Source organism: Sporosarcina sp. FSL K6-2383, assembly GCF_038618305.1.
In the GTDB taxonomy this organism is placed as follows: Bacteria; Bacillota; Bacilli; order Bacillales_A; family Planococcaceae; genus Sporosarcina.
On the sequence record NZ_CP152017.1, the window covers coordinates 2,299,527 to 2,316,319 of the forward strand.

The 16,793-nt window shown below is 40.2% G+C and carries 18 protein-coding genes; 4 read left to right on the forward strand and 14 right to left on the reverse strand.

Annotated elements, in window-relative coordinates:
- Positions 1-2 precede the first annotated feature (2 nt).
- The 7 genes from MKZ10_RS11310 to MKZ10_RS11340 all read right to left on the reverse strand — a co-directional run bounded on the left by MKZ10_RS11310 (position 3) and on the right by MKZ10_RS11340 (position 6,148).
- Positions 3-995 (reverse strand): S66 peptidase family protein, encoded by a 993-nt coding sequence (locus MKZ10_RS11310; RefSeq protein WP_342505059.1) that lies wholly within the window; start codon positions 993-995, stop codon positions 3-5.
- A 29-nt stretch (positions 996-1,024) separates the two neighbouring features.
- Positions 1,025-1,573, reverse strand: a complete 549-nt coding sequence (locus tag MKZ10_RS11315) for a MepB family protein (RefSeq protein WP_342505060.1) — start codon at positions 1,571-1,573, stop codon at positions 1,025-1,027.
- Between the two features lie 84 nt (positions 1,574-1,657).
- Positions 1,658-2,647: a phosphotransferase gene (locus MKZ10_RS11320; RefSeq protein ID WP_342505061.1), complete on the reverse strand. Its 990-nt coding sequence runs from the start codon at positions 2,645-2,647 to the stop codon at positions 1,658-1,660.
- A 182-nt stretch (positions 2,648-2,829) separates the two neighbouring features.
- Complete coding sequence (locus MKZ10_RS11325) at positions 2,830-4,083, reverse strand: UV damage repair protein UvrX (protein WP_342505062.1); 1,254 nt, start codon at positions 4,081-4,083, stop codon at positions 2,830-2,832.
- A 195-nt stretch (positions 4,084-4,278) separates the two neighbouring features.
- Complete coding sequence (locus MKZ10_RS11330) at positions 4,279-4,443, reverse strand: DUF6440 family protein (protein WP_342510164.1); 165 nt, start codon at positions 4,441-4,443, stop codon at positions 4,279-4,281.
- Between the two features lie 21 nt (positions 4,444-4,464).
- Complete coding sequence (locus MKZ10_RS11335; RefSeq protein WP_342505063.1) at positions 4,465-5,217, reverse strand: SDR family NAD(P)-dependent oxidoreductase; 753 nt, start codon at positions 5,215-5,217, stop codon at positions 4,465-4,467.
- Positions 5,204-6,148: an MBL fold metallo-hydrolase gene (locus MKZ10_RS11340; protein WP_342505064.1), complete on the reverse strand. Its 945-nt coding sequence runs from the start codon at positions 6,146-6,148 to the stop codon at positions 5,204-5,206. Before MKZ10_RS11340 ends, MKZ10_RS11335 begins: the two co-directional genes overlap by 14 nt.
- 145 nt (positions 6,149-6,293) lie before the next feature.
- On the opposite strand from MKZ10_RS11340, the gene MKZ10_RS11345 reads away from it, so the two are divergent.
- The 3 genes from MKZ10_RS11345 to proC all read left to right on the forward strand — a co-directional run bounded on the left by MKZ10_RS11345 (position 6,294) and on the right by proC (position 9,701).
- Positions 6,294-7,427, forward strand: coding sequence for an SPFH domain-containing protein (locus MKZ10_RS11345; RefSeq protein ID WP_342505065.1), 1,134 nt, complete (start codon positions 6,294-6,296; stop codon positions 7,425-7,427).
- Positions 7,428-7,451: 24 nt separating this feature from the next.
- Positions 7,452-8,564, forward strand: a complete 1,113-nt coding sequence (locus MKZ10_RS11350; RefSeq protein WP_342505066.1) for a hypothetical protein — start codon at positions 7,452-7,454, stop codon at positions 8,562-8,564.
- A 327-nt stretch (positions 8,565-8,891) separates the two neighbouring features.
- Positions 8,892-9,701 (forward strand): pyrroline-5-carboxylate reductase, encoded by an 810-nt coding sequence (proC, locus tag MKZ10_RS11355; RefSeq protein ID WP_342505067.1) that lies wholly within the window; start codon positions 8,892-8,894, stop codon positions 9,699-9,701.
- 324 nt (positions 9,702-10,025) lie between these two features.
- Here proC and MKZ10_RS11360 read toward each other — a convergent pair whose 3' ends face one another.
- The 5 genes from MKZ10_RS11360 to MKZ10_RS11380 form a co-directional block, all read right to left on the reverse strand.
- Positions 10,026-11,327 (reverse strand): FtsW/RodA/SpoVE family cell cycle protein, encoded by a 1,302-nt coding sequence (locus MKZ10_RS11360; RefSeq protein ID WP_342505068.1) that lies wholly within the window; start codon positions 11,325-11,327, stop codon positions 10,026-10,028.
- Complete coding sequence (locus tag MKZ10_RS11365; RefSeq protein ID WP_342505069.1) at positions 11,314-11,733, reverse strand: PadR family transcriptional regulator; 420 nt, start codon at positions 11,731-11,733, stop codon at positions 11,314-11,316. Before MKZ10_RS11365 ends, MKZ10_RS11360 begins: the two co-directional genes overlap by 14 nt.
- Positions 11,734-11,736: 3 nt before the next feature.
- Positions 11,737-12,270 carry a sigma-70 family RNA polymerase sigma factor gene (locus MKZ10_RS11370; protein ID WP_342505070.1) on the reverse strand — a complete coding sequence of 178 codons (534 nt, stop codon included), beginning with the start codon at positions 12,268-12,270 and terminating at the stop codon, positions 11,737-11,739.
- A 160-nt stretch (positions 12,271-12,430) separates the two neighbouring features.
- Complete coding sequence (locus MKZ10_RS11375; protein WP_342505071.1) at positions 12,431-12,754, reverse strand: hypothetical protein; 324 nt, start codon at positions 12,752-12,754, stop codon at positions 12,431-12,433.
- Between the two features lie 40 nt (positions 12,755-12,794).
- A complete protein-coding gene (locus MKZ10_RS11380) occupies positions 12,795-13,613 on the reverse strand; it encodes a sugar nucleotide-binding protein (protein WP_342505072.1) in 819 nt (272 codons plus the stop codon).
- A gap of 174 nt (positions 13,614-13,787) precedes the next feature.
- Between MKZ10_RS11380 and MKZ10_RS11385 the strand changes: the two genes are divergently transcribed.
- Positions 13,788-14,423, forward strand: coding sequence for a pentapeptide repeat-containing protein (locus MKZ10_RS11385; RefSeq protein ID WP_342505073.1), 636 nt, complete (start codon positions 13,788-13,790; stop codon positions 14,421-14,423).
- A 146-nt stretch (positions 14,424-14,569) separates the two neighbouring features.
- Here the strand turns inward: MKZ10_RS11385 and MKZ10_RS11390 are convergent, their stop codons facing one another.
- A complete protein-coding gene (locus MKZ10_RS11390) occupies positions 14,570-15,076 on the reverse strand; it encodes a GNAT family N-acetyltransferase (RefSeq protein WP_342505074.1) in 507 nt (168 codons plus the stop codon).
- A gap of 110 nt (positions 15,077-15,186) precedes the next feature.
- Positions 15,187-16,665 carry a serine hydrolase domain-containing protein gene (locus MKZ10_RS11395; RefSeq protein ID WP_342505075.1) on the reverse strand — a complete coding sequence of 493 codons (1,479 nt, stop codon included), beginning with the start codon at positions 16,663-16,665 and terminating at the stop codon, positions 15,187-15,189.
- Positions 16,666-16,793 lie beyond the last annotated feature (128 nt).

A 16,793-nucleotide genomic window follows, 5' to 3' on the forward strand; every position in this document is an offset into this window, starting at 1 on the left:
CATCAAATCCACTTTTCTGTTAAATACACCTTCTTATTCGTTGCATCCAATGCGACATTGCGCCCGATTGGCATCGGATGCATAGGATGTGTATGACATGCATCGAATTCCGCAAGCACCGGAATGGTCACATCATCTAGTATTTCTAACAGCACTTCATATGGCTTACGACCCGTTCCTAAATCGTCAAAGCATTCATGTTTCCCTAAAATAATACCGCCTACTTTATCCAAAATACCACTCAATTTGAGCATGGCAAAGTTTTTTTCGATAATAGCTGTATCTTTAGCACAGTCCTCAATTAACAGGATGTCACCTTGTTGAATCTCAGGCATATATGGGCTACTTAACATGCCATACATGGCATTCAAATTACCGCCAATCAATCTTCCTTCCGCTCGACCATCCATGACAGTAATCCATTCATTTTTATATAACATTTTTTCCTTTGTTTTCGTTTCCCAATTCACTGCCTCGTCTGACCAAAATGAGGGCATTGGAATTTCGTAAGGTAGACTTTGCGATGTCATAAAGATATTTTCAAAATAGCGATAGGTATCCTCGACAAGTGGTTCAAATTCACCGAATGACGGAATCAAAGCTGGTCCATAAAAAGTTGGAATCCCTGTTTTGGCATATAAACTCAATAATACTGCGGTTGCATCAGAATAACCCACGACTATTTTAGGGTTGGCTTTAAATGCTTCGTAATCAATATAAGGCAATATACTATTTGAATTTGTACCTCCAATTGTAGACATAATAAGTTTAATAGCAGGATTTCGTAGTAATTCGTTTAGTTCTGCTGCTCTTTCTTTGGGCGTGCCCGCACGATAAGTATCTATTTTTCCTGTTAAATTTCCTTCTACGATTTCAAATCCCTTACTTGCTAAAAATCGTTTACTTCTCTCAAATCGTAGCTGTGCAGTAACTGTCGCGGGTGCCGATGGCGAAAAGATTCCTATTTGATCACCTGGTTGCAAGTATTGAAACATTTCATGACCCCTTTATTTGTATTTCCCTACTAATGTTTCAGCTCATAAAACTTTTGAACACGCTCACAATCTATCGGTCTATTTGTAGGTATCTCCAAGAAATAGTTTATCTGCCAGTCCTGTGTTTTTTGAGCTTGGCGGCTCGTCGGCTTGTCCCAAGATGGATAGACACGGATAGCTCGTTTGCCACCTTGCCCATTTTCAGAGACGATATCATGATCACATAGCAAAGCTTTTGGAAAGACGAACTGACCAAAATTATCGCCTTCACGAACACTAATCACGAATAAATCTACTGAATCTGATAAATCATATGGTTGGATTGGTCCCGCCTCACTTCTCTCCCATAACGTCACGAACTGCCCGACCTTTGTCGGCGTAATTTTAGCAACACGAAATCTAACGGAGAGGGTATTCACTCGATAGACATAGGCCCCATATTCCGCGTTTTGTGCCTCTATTAGTGGCTGAGAACACTCAAACCCACAAGGATTATAGATGAGTTCCTTAGTCGCAAGAAGGTCACTGTGAATAGCGACCGAGGAAGTCCAAGGATTTTCTGAAGTGTTTATATTCATGCTTATATCCTCCATTTTAGTGGGCGAAGCCACGGATCATACAGTTTTCATATTCGCTAGAATCCATGACTATATGACCGAGCATTATGTATTCCCAAACATAGACTCTAGTTCTTGTTGATTCTCAGATAGCCATAGCATTTCCTCTGCAAAACGTTCTGGTGGTCCACTATGCTGATCCATGCTTGAGTCTATCCACCATGTACTTTCCATAAACCATAACATTTTTAAAGAGCTGCTTATGAACCCTTTGTCAACTAAACAGTGCTCACTATATCCTTCTATAAAAGCTTGAACAAGAGAAACATCAAAGTTATTTTTATATAAAGCCCCGGACATGACAGCTCTTGCAACATCGAGCTGTGGGTAATCATATTTCATTCGATCAAAATCTAAAATAGAACTTACTTTCTCCTCTTTAAACAATAAATTATCCACCCAGAGATCCCGATGAGCCCAACCAGTTGCATTCAGATTAAAACCTGCCAGATTTATAGTTTTAGTTACGTTATATTGTGTTTCTAATATGGGTAATACATCTGATTTGTTCATATTATTTGCATGATTCCAAGCAGATTCCCAATGAGTTAAACGTTCCTCACGACTTGGGGGAATAAATTCGGGGCTTCTCTTAAGCCCAAATGTACCGTCATTTAACAAATGATGCATATTGCCGGTGACTCGTCCTAAATCATACATTTGATGAACATTTAATTTACCTGGAGGGATGACAGCACCATCACAATATTCCATTAACATAAACAGTTCGCCCTTATCCGATTCTAAAAGATACTGTCCTTCATAAGAATAGAGCTTAGGGCACCGAAGCCCTCCCTGATGTAGCCGCATTTGTTGAGAGAAAGCTACTATTAGATCTTCACGATTATATAGTTTGTATCTTTCTTTGTTGTATTGCTTGAGCAAAAAAACGCCGGAATCTGTTGTTATTTTCCACTTTAAATTTAGCCATCCACGTTTTATAGGTGTAGCTTCTAATACTTTAAATTCAAAATATCGTTTACAAGTATCGATAAGGTCATTCAATATCATTTCTTCTGTTACTACAAAGTTCATGTTGCACCTCCTGTTCTTCTTCGCTATAGAGAAGTCATCATATGTCTGCAAAATCATTTGGATAATTCCTTACATAATCGTTTATGTTTAATTTCCATAGAAGCACTTCATTCGTCCGATTCTAGCTCCCCCGAATAATTAGTATTCCACACAAATTTGAGAATACCTCTAAAATAACACCACTATTTCTTATGCCCGCCAATCAACTTATCTCTCTCAATAGCTGTTCCGGCTTCTGTATAAGACACTGCACGAAGAATGGCGTTCGATCCATATTTATTTCTGAGTGCATCAATGGTTGCACCTAATTGCCGGGTTCGTTCTGAACGATCATCGAATAGGCTGAGCTGCATGGAATGCTCATCTTCCAAATTTGTTAGGCTAATCGATAAACGCCGAACCGGACTACCGTCATGAAACTTATCGAATAATGCTATACATAGCTGATAGATTTTCATTGTTTCATTGGTCGCCTCGCCTATCGAACGCGAACGGCTAAAACCACCAGACAGTGCTCGTTTCGAATAGCCGATAGACAAATGAACCGTGCGCCCTGCCTTCCTCGCTTCCCTTGTCCTCTTTGCAACGTCTTCGCACATTTCAAGCATGACCGTGAGTACATCTTCTCGTTTATTATAATCGCGATACAACACTTGCCCTTTCCCATAGCTCTTTTGTCCTTCAACGAGTGGGGCGCCTAGTTCGGACAAGTCGATACCATGCGCATGATGATATAATTGGTTGCCCATAAGGCCGAATTTCTTTTCTAGCGTTTCAAGAGGCGCGTGGGCAAGATCGCCGACAGAGAATATTCCCATGTCGTTCAATGTCTTTTCCAATCGACTGCCGATTCCCCACATGCGACTTAACGGTGCGACAGGCCATAGCTTTGTAGGGACATCCTCATAAGTCCACCGCGCGACGCCCGTCTTTTTTGCTTCGATATCAAGGGCCAGTTTGGCCAACAGCATATTCGGTCCAATTCCACATGCTGAGCGTAATTGAAATTGGTTTTCAAGATCGTCTTGTATCCGTTTAACCGTCTCTTCCACAGGTCCCCATAATCGCTCCGTCCCACCTAGGTCAATAAAACTTTCATCGATACTATAAACATGGATAGCTTCTTTTGGCACATAATTATTTAGCAATCGGACAATTTCCATTGATATATCAATATATAACGCCATCTGTGGTTCGATAAGATGAATCGCGGGATCATCTGGAATTTCAAATAGCCGCATGCAAGACTGTACACGAAACTTTTCCTTCAGCATGGGAGATGCCGCCAGGACAATTCCGCCTTTCTTTTGTTTATTGCCAATAACGGCAATAGGGGTCTTCGTGACATCGAGCCCTTCAATCACCGCCGCACAGCTGGCATAAAAGCTACGCATATCAAGGCAGACGATTTGTCGGTCTGGTAACTGTTCATACATACGAATACCCTCTTCCGAACATTCATTCTTATCAATAGTATATACAGAACATACGTTCAAATTCAATCGGAATGATTTTCCACAAGAAATGACATAAAAAAAATCCCTTTCCATCAGTTAATGGGAAGGGACCGGTAGTACTGCTTTATTTGCTCATGGTACATACAATGAGATGTCCCAGCTACTTGACATTAATTAATCAATCACTACTTTCCCATCTTTATCTAGCAACGGAGTCATTCCACTCAATCCAAGACCACTTGTGATGAGATAATTTACACCTGTTTCAGTATCCACTACAATTTTAATAATGCCTCCACTGACGTGTTCTTTTAATTTTTCTTTAAATCTTTTTTTCATCAAACAATCCCTCCAGCTAACTCATTTCTTCATAAAATACTTACGCCCCAGCCGTTCTACAAGCGTTGGCGCGACAGCATGGAATTTACTCGTAACCCCCATATACCAAGGTAAATTGACATCCCTCACCGGACGTGCCACTGTTTTCATCACCGCATCGACAACATCTTCCACCGCCAATAAATGCCTGCCTAGTGATGTTCGGTAGGTGCCTGTATCATCTGCCAAATCCAAAAAGGGCGTGTCAATTGGCCCAGGATTGATTGTTGTAACGGCGATACCAAATGGTGCCACTTCCATACGCAATGCGTTGGTATAGCCGATAATGGCATGCTTCGACGCTGCATAGATGGATGCTTTCGGTGTCGCTACTTTTCCGGCTTGCGACCCAAGAAAAATGAAGTGCCCACTTTTACGTTCCATCATCCCCGTCAACAATCGCTTAGTCAGTTGCATAGGCGCAACGACGTTGACAGCCATCATATTCTCGATTACTTCATCCGACATTTCGTAGGCATAATCGAACGCTCCTACACCAGCAGAAAAAATAACAACATCCGGCGTACCAATGTGAGCCAACAACCGTTCCATTTCCTCTTTGTCGGACAAATCCGCAGGTACTGTTTGTGCACCTGCATTTTGCAATTCCCATAGCTTATCCGGTGCTCTACCCGTTGCCCAAACAGTATGACCTTCTAGCAACAGCCTTTTCGTCAGCGCATAGCCAACACCGCTCGTCGCGCCTGTCACGACAACTGATTTACGCTTGTTCATAGTGATAGACGCCGCCTTCGTCACATGTTTCAACAACAAGCCCCTCATCGACAAGATAATCTGTTTGACCAATTGTTTCGGACAATGTCAGCCCTAATTCTTTTTCATAAACAGCCGGGAATAACTCTTTTGTGAGTTCAAAAATCGTGCGCGGTCCACCGTCCATCATAGCCAACACCTTCATCGCTCGTTCACGCTGCTTCACCAGGCGACCTTCAATCAGCGGATGAATATTGCGCACGTCATTGCCATGCCCGCTGTAAATGATATCAATAGGCAATGTTAGTAGCCGTTTCAATGACGCGTTATATTGTAATAGCGAACGCGGACGTCCCATCTTCGGATCAAGTGGCGGCTCAATGAGTGGATTAGAAGATACTTTTTCAAGCACAAGATCCCCACCAATCATTTCGCCCGTTTGTTCATGCCAAAAAACGAGATGACTTTGCGCATGTCCTGGTGTTTCCATGACCGTCCAACCTTCATGTCCAGGCAGTGCATCTCCCTCGGCAAGTAGACGATCGAGCGGTCTCTCCCCCATTAACGCGGCGGAGCGCTTCATGCGCTTGACCCAGAAGAGATATTCCTCAGGAACCCCTTCTTCCAAAAGACGCTCCAAGTAAAATGCATCATGATACTGGAAGAAATCGTCGTCCCGCTTCAGCCAAAGATCGTTATAGGTATGCCCCAACACATTTGCCCGATCAAATGCGTCAATCCATCCGGCGTGATCAGGATGGTGATGTGTCAAAATGACTTGTTCAATATCGTTGAATGCATACCCCGCTTCCTTAATGCCATGCTCAAGCGCCGCGTAGGCCTCGGGTGTTTTTGGTCCTGCATCGACGAGCGACAGCGTATCCCCTTTTACAAGAAATGAATTAACATCGCCAACTGCGAATGGTGTTGGAAGTATAATTTTATGTATCATCAATAAAAGTCCCCTTTGTATAAATGAATGAGTATTCAGTTCATTGTACCTTTTTTAGAGAGGGACGTCACCTTTTGATTTCTTAAAATATGCTATAATAAAATTAAATTCACAGAATCATTATCTTAGTTAGGAGAGTGTCTACATGGGCTTATTCGGATTTTTCAAAAGTCAATTTATCGAAGTCATTGAATGGACGGATAGCAGTACAAATACGTTAGTCTACCGCTTCCCCGTTGAAAACAATGAAATTAAAATGGGTGCAGAGTTAACTGTACGAGAATCGCAAGTCGCGATTTTTGTCAATGAAGGCGAGATTGCAGACGTCTTTGGGCCTGGGCGACATCTCTTGTATACACAAAATATGCCGATTTTGACGAAGTTAAAATCCTGGAAACACGGCTTTGAATCACCTTTTAAAGCCGAAGTCTATTTTGTCAATACAAAGCAATTTGTCAATCAAAAATGGGGCACTTCTAACCCAATTATGATGCGGGATGCTGAATTTGGCATGATTCGTTTACGGGGTTATGGGATTTATTCCTACCGAGTATCTGAACCAACTGTATTTCTCAAAGAACTGTTTGGAACGAGTGCATCTTACGAGACAAATGCAATTGAGGATCAACTGAAAAAGATGATTTTGTCCGGATTGACAGATCTTTTTGCGGAGTCAAAAATTCCTGCATTGGATTTGGCGATGCATTACGATGAATTGAGCGAGCAAGGGCAAACGAAGATGAAACAACGCTTCAACGCGTTCGGCTTCGACATCACTTCCCTCTATATTGAAAACTTATCATTGCCTGAAGAAGTCGAAAAAGCGATGGATAAGCGCACAACGATGGGCGTACTCGGTGACATGAATCAGTATCAGCAATACCAAGCGGCGGAAGCAATTCGTGAAGCAGCTCGCAATGAAGGCGGCGGATTGGCAGGCGCTGGTGCGGGACTTGGTGCAGGTGCTGCTCTCGGCGGCATGATGGCCAATGCATTTTCAGCATCCCCACAACAACCAGCGGCAGCACAGCCAGCCAAAATAAACTGTCCGCATTGCCAAGCACAAATTCTAGCAACCGCTAAATTTTGTGGAGAATGTGGCAAAACGGTTCAAACCGAGAAAGTCCCTTGTATTAGCTGTCAAGCTCCAATCAATGCAGATGCCAAATTCTGCGGAGAATGTGGCACACAGCAAGTAACAGAAAAAACTTGTACGAAATGCGGCAAGAAAAATACACCAACAGCAAAATTCTGTGGCGACTGTGGAGATACGCTATAACATGCATGCAAATGGGGTGGTCTCATGACAGGTGAAGAAAACGAATCCTATACAGTCGAACAGACAGAAGTGACGAAATGCCCTTCCTGTGGTGGTAATGCAGTATTTGATCCCACGAGTGGGACACTAAAATGCCCGTTTTGTGGAAGCGAACGGGAAATTGAAATGACTCAGCACAATACGATTGAACATGATTTTTTACAAGCACTAGAACAAGACGATCATGGCTGGGACGATGAAAAAAGAGTGTTTAAATGTGCTAACTGTGGTGCGGAAACACTATTGGATAAAGATAAGGTAGCAGATTTCTGTTCATTTTGCGGCTCATCACACATCACCGTCAGTGAGCATCACGCCGGCATCAAGCCCGCATTGGTACTGCCCTTTCAAGTTCCAAAGGAAGAAGCGATTGATAAATTTAAAGTGTGGATACGAAAAAGATATTTTGCCCCAAACAAGCTAAAAAAGTCGTATACATTAGATAAATTATCAGGTGCCTATATTCCCTATTGGACATTTGATTCGCAAACGGATTCCGGCTATGTCGTCAGAATTGGTACGTATTATTATGTCATGGTAACGCGAACTGTCATGGAAGACGGCAAACCGAAACAAGTGACCGAACAGGTACGGAAAATTAGATGGCGCACGGAACACGGCCGTTATAGTGAGTTTTTTGATGATGTATTAGTCAAAGCTTCTCGCAATGTAGCTAGTGGGTTGATTGATCATATTGAGCCTTTTCGTCTACATGAACTGGTTGATTATAAAACTCCCTATCTATCGGGCTTTTTAGCAGAAAGATATTCTATTCCACTAAAGGATGGCTGGACAGATGCTAAAGGAATGATTGACCAGGGGATTAGGAGTGGAATTCACGGGCAAGTCCATGGCGATGAAGTCCAAATAGTAAGTGTTTCCACCGACTATACAGGGATTACGTATAAGCATATTTTATTACCTATTTGGATTTCATCCTTTAGCTTTAATAATAAAATTTATCGTTTCCTTGTCAATGGCCAGACAGGCAAGGTTAGTGGAAAATCACCGGTGAGTGCGGTCAAAGTAACATTGGCCGTATTAGTCGCCATCGCGGTCATCGGTGTCGTCTGGTTTTTCATTCAGGCAAACCAATAACCGGACAGAATGTTGACTTTGTTCAGACAACGTGTAATAATCATTCTAATTCATGAAACGATAAGCGTAGACGAAGATTAGTACTGGTAGAAATGGACAACAGAAAATGTGGTCACCGGCTGAAAGCCACAGTCCCCCTCCTACCCTGAACCTCCTTCTGAGCTGCCGTGGAAACCCGGCCGTGCCTTTCGCGTTACGAAAGAACGAGATGTACTAGCCATATAATTAGCTAGTAAAACTAGGTGGTACCGCGGAAACATGCGTTTTCGTCCTTCTATTAAAGGATGAGAGCGCATGTTTTTTTATTTGAATGAAGGAGTGATTGATATGAAGAAAATTGTATTTATAGGTGCAGGTTCAATGGCAGAAGCCGTTATTGCAGGGATTGTTAAACAAGGTGTCATTGAGCCACAGCAAGTCTATGTGATGAATAAATCAGATGACGAAAGACTGATTTCACTACAAAATAAATATGGTATTTCGATCGTTTGTAAAAATAAAGAAGCATTGAAAACAGCCGATTTAGTTGTACTGGCGACAAAACCGAAAGACATTCATCAGGCGATGTCGGACATTCGCCCTCTTCTTACGACACAAGCAGCTGTTTTATCTGTCATTGCGGGCGTTTCCATCGAGACGATTGAAAATGGACTCGGCACAAGGCCAGTCGCTCGTTCCATGCCAAACACCTCTGCAACAATCGGTAAATCAGCAACTGGTGTTGCTATGAATAATGCTGTCGATGAAACTTTGCGTAAGCATGTCCTCGGTCTATTGGAAGCCATCGGTCTCGTGAAAGAAGTCGAAGAAGACGATCTTCATGCAGTCACCGCCCTATCCGGCAGTGGACCTGCTTATGTTTACTATTTGGCAGAAGCCCTTGAAGAAGCCGCAATCGCCAAAGGCATTTCCAAAGACGTCGCACGCTCTCTTATCATCCAAACACTCGAAGGCGCCGCGGCGATGATGAAAGAAACGGGCACAGAACCAGCGGAATTGCGGAAAAATGTAACGAGTCCGAATGGCACGACTGAAGCAGGATTAAAAGCATTGGAAGGTAGATTGTTTAAAGAAGCGATTGGAGAATGTATTGATAAAGCGACAGCACGCTCGCGGGAGCTTGGTGCGCAGTCTTAAGGTTAATGAACTCGGCTACTGGTTTCGGAAACTGGACTACCTCAGGGGCGAACTGAACTACCTTTTTTGCAAAACTAGACTACCCCGGTGGAACTCAACTACCTATTTAGCTAACTGGACTACCTCAGAGACAAACTGAGCTACCTATTCAGCAAACTGGACTACCTCGGCGAAACTCGACTACCTATTTCGCTAACTGGATTACCCTGAGGACTAACTGAGCTACCTTTTCGGAAAACTTGGCTACCCACTCCAGAAACAAACATTTTCTCTATCTAAACAAACGGCAAAACCCCGAAGCATCTACTCTTCGGGTTTCCCCACCTATTGCTGTGGCTGCGCCGATCTCATAGACGTCAAGTCCTTCCGCCGATAAACACTCAACACAACACCTATTATAAAAGCATTCAGCAAAATCGGCATTAAGCCGTAACTGATGAACGGCAAAGAAATGGAAGTAATCGGAATCAATCCTAACGTCATTGCAATATTGCTAACTAACTGAACCGTATACAGCGCAACTGCGCCCACTAACAACAGCTTGCCAAATGGATCATGGACGTTTCGAGCAATCAATATAATTCTCACTATAAAAAGTGCAAGAATGGTGAATAGTGCAAAGGCAGCTAGCCAGCCAAAGTAATATGTAAAGCCAGCAAAAACAAAATCGGCGTGGACATCTGGTATCACTCCACTATTCAGTACGTTTCCAAACCAACCTGCCTTTGATATATGTTCTTGGAGGAGCAACATCATATAGCCCTCCCCCTCTGCATACTGTTCTGGATTGACAAATGCCAAAAGCCGAACTACCTGATACATTTTCATAGATGGCCAAGCTGTAAAAACTAGCAAAAGAAATGAGCCCACTATTCCGCCGGTAATCGTAAGTTTTATTTTTCGACTAAACCGACTGCACCAAAATAGCCCAAATACCATGACGGTATAGATATACACTGCCGGAAGATTCGCAGTGTTCAAGAGGAACCAAAAAGAAACTATGAACAATAAACCTAAATGCCAAAGCTTCAACTTTTTATGATTAAAAAAGGAAGCCCATGCTAAAAGAAAAAATGGCATAGTTATCAAGCTATCCAACGAATAGGGTCCTATCACTAGGAGAGATTTACCATTGCGTAAATTTGGAGAAAGTTGCAGTATCACTAAAAAAAGCATAGCAAGCCCATAAAATAACCAGCCAAACCTTTCTACTCTTCGATAATTTATTAACATTATGCTGAAAGCCAACATCCCACCTACCAAGGAATAGATAACTTTCTGTGTAGTAAAATAGCTGGCATTTACGTTAAACCGCAATAGAAATTCTGTTTCAATAAACAAAATCGGTAAAAACCCCAACCCCATCGTCGTAACCAACAACATCACCATCAGCCAATCCACTTTAGGTCGATGAAGCTTATTCAGCTTTTGCCCCAGCGTTATCGGACTACCCATCTGCATGACCGCTTTTTCTTCGGCTACTGTTTCATCTAATCCTTTTTCCAACCACTTGTTCTTCGCTTCTTTTAGATGATAATCCAACTCAACCGCCACAAACTCTTTCGCTTCTTTTGATTTAATCTGATCCCTGACTTCTCCTAAAAAGGATTGACTACTCTTGCGCACTTGTCACTCCCCCCTTCACGATGTCTTTCAAAGCGAATCTTCTATTGCTAGATTGCTTCTCCATTTTCCGTAATAACTTATTGCCTTTATTGTTTAACTGATAATATTTCACCGCCGCCTCGTTCCAGCTGGATTGTAAGCAACCATTTTGCTCTAGCCGATGCAACAACGCATATAAGCTGCCTTCGTTGTCTTCAAATTTACGAATGCCCCGTCCTCCTAAAAACTGCACCAATTCATAACCCGTTTTTTCTTCGACCAGTAGCTGCATGACCGCCAATAAAACACTGTCATCCGTTTCACTAATTTTTGTCCGAATTTCCTTGCGATGCTGTTCCGTAAAATGGAGTTGGCTAAATGCAGTCTCATCCATTGATTTTTTTAGTCCTTTTAAACGATTCTCCATTCCTTACGCCTCCAATCGTTCTTTCAATAATTCTTTCGCACGTCTAAGCCGCGTTTTAACCGTATTCACACTAGCCACAGTGATAACCGCAATTTCCTTGATCAACAATTCCTCGTAATAAAAAAGATAGATGACTTCTCGATATTTAATCGGCAGCGCCATAAGCGCGGCAATTAATTGATCATCCTCTTCTTTTTGAATAACAACCTCTTCCACCATTTCTTTTGTCGTTCGGTGGCTAATCGGTTGTTCCTCTGTAATGACAACATGTTTGTTATACCAACTTTTCAAAAAGTCCTTACAATGATTGATCGCAATACGCCACAACCACGTACGCAGAGATGATCTTCCTTTGTATGTATGAAGAGATTTATAACATTTCACAAAAATATCCTGTGTTAAATCCTCTGCCAATTCTTTATTATTCACGTAGGAATACACAAGCCTTAAGATATCCTGTCCATAGCGACTCATAATCTCATCCATTAGGACTTCCCTGTCTTCTGTTTCAAACGCTTTAACAATTACTTCCTCCACTTAATATCCCTCCTCCTAATCAATAGACGACATGCCCTCGTAGAAGGTTTTTGTTAAAGGCACGGAAAACAACATATATATCGCAAAAAAAGATAGAAACAAGCAGAAATTTTCTGCCTGCTCTATCCTTTTTACAACTAACTGCATTATTTCCAGTCCATTATCTCATCGATTTTCCAGAGTTAGAAAACTTAAAAATACCCATCACCAAACAAACCATACTAAAAAACCAAATGACCCCGGCAACCCCTAGTTGAAATGAATTTTCTTCAGAAGCCATTACATGTTCATAATCAAAAGAAATAGCCTTTATCAAAAAATAAACTGCAACCCCCAAAAATAGAAAATGCAATACCGTCCAGGCATAGGCAGCATTATTATTTTTCTTTCGTAGCCAAAGTAACAATAGAGCTGCAATTGCAATCCCCATTACAACAGAGAATCCTATAATAAATAACTCTAGAACACCTTCTTCTAACGGCATACGTAAACCCTCCTCGTCCAAATATGACTAAGTGAATAACTCATCCAACCAAATAAGAAATAATATCCTCGGTCGTGATGTTAAGATTATCCGGTAAGTCCTCACGATTTGACACAAGGCCAAAATAATAAGTAGCCTCTTTATCTTCATAAGCTTTATATTGCATACTTATGTCCTGAGTTGTTAATCTACTCGCTACCCTTTCGACGAACGTGTTTTCTTTCACTTTGTCTACTGCAGCTAAATGGACTATTCCAGTCAATTCATTTTCAAAAATGAAGCGTACTTGGCGCGCTAACTGGACATCCGATAGAAAGCTACACTCTAAATTACAATAAGCTTGAATAGGCTCAGCTGCTTCAAGATTCTTTTTCAGATTATCCATGCGAGATGAGCTTTTTCCCCAAATACCAGGAATTCTAATAATCGTCGCACGATTTCCCAGTGATTGCGTTAGCATATTTTCACAGTTTATTTTAAAACGTCCGTAATCCGATTCAGCAATCGGTGCATCTGATTCACAATGATGCCTAGACAAATCACCATCAAAAACATTTGTCGTTGAAAAATAATAAAGCCTTGTTGTTTTATTTGTTATTGCCTCGGACAAGTTTTGATGGAATGTGAACTGCTCTTCAAAATCTCCTCGTAAACTTGAAAGAATAATATCGGGCTGAACTACTTGAAATATTTCTTTCATCGCTCCCTCATCCTGAATGTTTAATTGAAATTGTTTGTCGTCCGCAAGATCCGTTTCTGTTGAAAAATATGTACCATATACATCAAAATCCTCTACGCATTCCTTCACAATCGCTTTTCCAACCAATCCACTAGCACCAAGTATCAGTACTTTTTTCATGAAACAACCCCCTCGAAGTTTATCCAATCAAACACTTTATGAACAGTGCACACAAACCCTGACAAAAATATAGTCTTTTATAATAATCTCTTATGGCTTACAGTTATGAGTCAAGGTGTAAAGTTCATTCCTTGAACAAATTCACTTACTATATATTTGAAAGAGGTAGTTCATATGAAAATTGATTCGCCCAAAATCCCTAACGATTTACCTGTAATGAATTTCCAAGATATTTTTTATCAAGAAGATCCAGAACTTGAATTGTGCGTCATTAATGATTCCGTTTTTACAAATGAAGTATTGGATAGGCCACGATTATCTCAAATGTTTGTGAAAAATTGTAAGTTTAACAATACGGATTTTAGCCATATCGAAATGACTGACGTTATTTTTGAGAATTGTGATTTTTCAAATGCGAATTTAAGTAACTCATCCATACATAGGGTCGTATTTAAAAATTGCAAATTATTAGGGCTAGATTTGACAGAGTCTCGCTTCGGCAATGTAGAATTTGATAATTCTGTATTAAACTTAACCGGATTTGGCAATTCAAAACTCGAAAAAGTTAAATTTCAGGAGAGCTCATTAATCAGTGCTGATTTTTATGATTGCATCTTCAAAAATATCGAGTTTAACTCATGCAAAATTGATGGTTCAAACTTTGAAAAAACGCGACTTAAAGGGGTTGACCTAAGTAACTCTACTTTTGAGTCGCTTATCGTATCTTTTGAGGACCTTAATGGCTGTAAAATAAATTCTTATCAGGCAGTTCAAATCGCTTCTTTATTAGGCTTGATAGTTACTGATTAAATACTGAAAAGTAAAAGTAGAAGAGTTGTACATCTGCTTTTCCCACATTGTATCAAAGTAGTATGCTCGCACATTTAACAACAGCTACTGCTTTGATTCTATCTTTTTAACTAAATTTCCCTGCTAGCTATACATATGTGACATCTTCAATAGTAAATATCTGAAAAGAATAGTTTTTTACAAAGTATTTCCCCCGGTAACCCACCAATTTCACAAATTACTTCAGAGACAAATCCTTGCTTAATTAATATTTTTCTAGAGGCAATATTATCTGGGTCAATAATGGCTTTGATTTTCTTTACATCTGATTTCCTAGCTCTTTCAATTAATACTTTCGCTATCTCACCTCCATACCCTTTACCCCAATGTTCTGGCTTTATCATATAACCTATTTCAGCTACTTCACTGTTTTCTTCATCCAAAGTTAAATGGCCAAGTCCAATAAATTCATTGATTGAATTATCGTAGATTTTATAGGAACCAAAGTGTTCATATTGTTCATTACGTATTAATAACTTTTGAAAATTGATTTGGGCCTCTTCAAAAGGAATAGCATACTCTGTAATTTGCGCCATAACACTTTCATTAGATACGAGACTAAAATATTCAGCGAAATCGATTAAGGTAAATTTTAGTAAATTTAGTGTGTGCACTGTATCTCCCCTAGATCACCCTTTTGTTTAATAGCACTTCTTATTTTACAGTATCTTAATTCGGAAAATTCAACACCTTGTTTGCTAGGTATCAGCTTGCGATTTTCAGCTTATGCATCCAAAGTATTTTTCTTTAGTATTACTTTACCTAATTTAACGAATCCCACAATTAAAAGGAGTAAAGGTATTAAAAATACCAGATGCCCTATTCCAGGAGCAAATAATTTTACCGTAGACAGAGGGCCAAATAATGTAGGGAATCCAATTAAAGTAATCAATGGCAGCAGCCAGTTAAATACTACTATAGATAATCCAGTTAGAATCTTACGGGATGTTGTTATTTTACGTTTTCCGGGTTTGAAAGTTCTAAAAGCCGACCAAACAATTAAAGAAACAATTATCAGTAAAACCAAATCAATAATTACATATTTCATAAAAGGATTGCTATTAGATAGAGAAGGTTCTTCATTATGTACCAGCTTGTTTATCCCACTTACGATGGCATCGTATTCATTAAGATTAAAATAATCCATTGAATTGATCTGCAGGCTGATACCATACTCGCCATCTAACAATACTTTTGAATATGTGTTTTCTGTCCACCCATTATGGGAGATTATTTCGTTATTCACTTCCCATCCCATAGCATAATAGGTATCATTCCCGATAAATGATGATGGATGATGCACTACACTCATGGCATTCGCTGCTAAAATATTTTTCCCTTTGAATTCTCCCTGATTCAATTGTGCAATCATACAATTTGCCATATCTTCCGCACTAGAGATAATGTAACCAGAAGAAACAGTTCCTTCATGGACTAATTGCTGTGTTGGCACCTTGAATCCAAATACAGTTTGATATCCTTCCACAATAGTATTATTTTCAACATCATTCGGGTCAGTATAGCTATTGTTCATTTCAAGTGGCTTAAATATATATTCTCTTATATACTCTTTATATGACTTTTTCGTAACTTCTTCAATGACTAAACCTAAAATGTTATAATTTAAATTCGAATATTGATATTGATCACCAACAGGATATGTCAATTCTATAATTTCCAAGCTTTGAACATGCTCTTTTAATGTTTGATCCCCTTGTGATATAGCTACTTGACCATCATATGTAGAAAGACCACTTGTTTGGTTCAGTAAGTGTTGAATGGTGATTTTTTTAGATGCTGCTTCATCTACAACTCGAAACCAAGGTATGTATGATAGCACCGGTTCTTCTAAATTGATTTTTCCTTGTTCTACTAGCTGCATTATTGCAAGAGCTGTGAACGATTTAGTAGTCGATCCAAGAACAATTGGCGTTTGCGATGTCATTTCTGCCCCCTCTGGGTTCGAAACACCATATCCTCGCATGTATTCAACCTGATTTCCCTTTACGATGGCTAATGCAGCACCTGGAATGTTCAGTCTCTCAATTTCATTTTTCATAAATTCATCAATCTTAGCAATATCTCGATTACCATTTGTGAATTCATTTTCGTTTGCGAATACTACTCCATTAGTGCTTGTCTTTAGCATTAGTAGTATGGCGATTATTAACATTTTAACGATTACAAATTGTTTTTTCGACATAATTTCACCTTTCTTTATCTGCTGCTTTTTCACAAGATCTTATAATCTATTACATAAAATAGCGCGCGAACAAATTTCCTGATAGTCACCTTTTCAACTAACCATCATTTAGTTGAAGAACAGTAAAG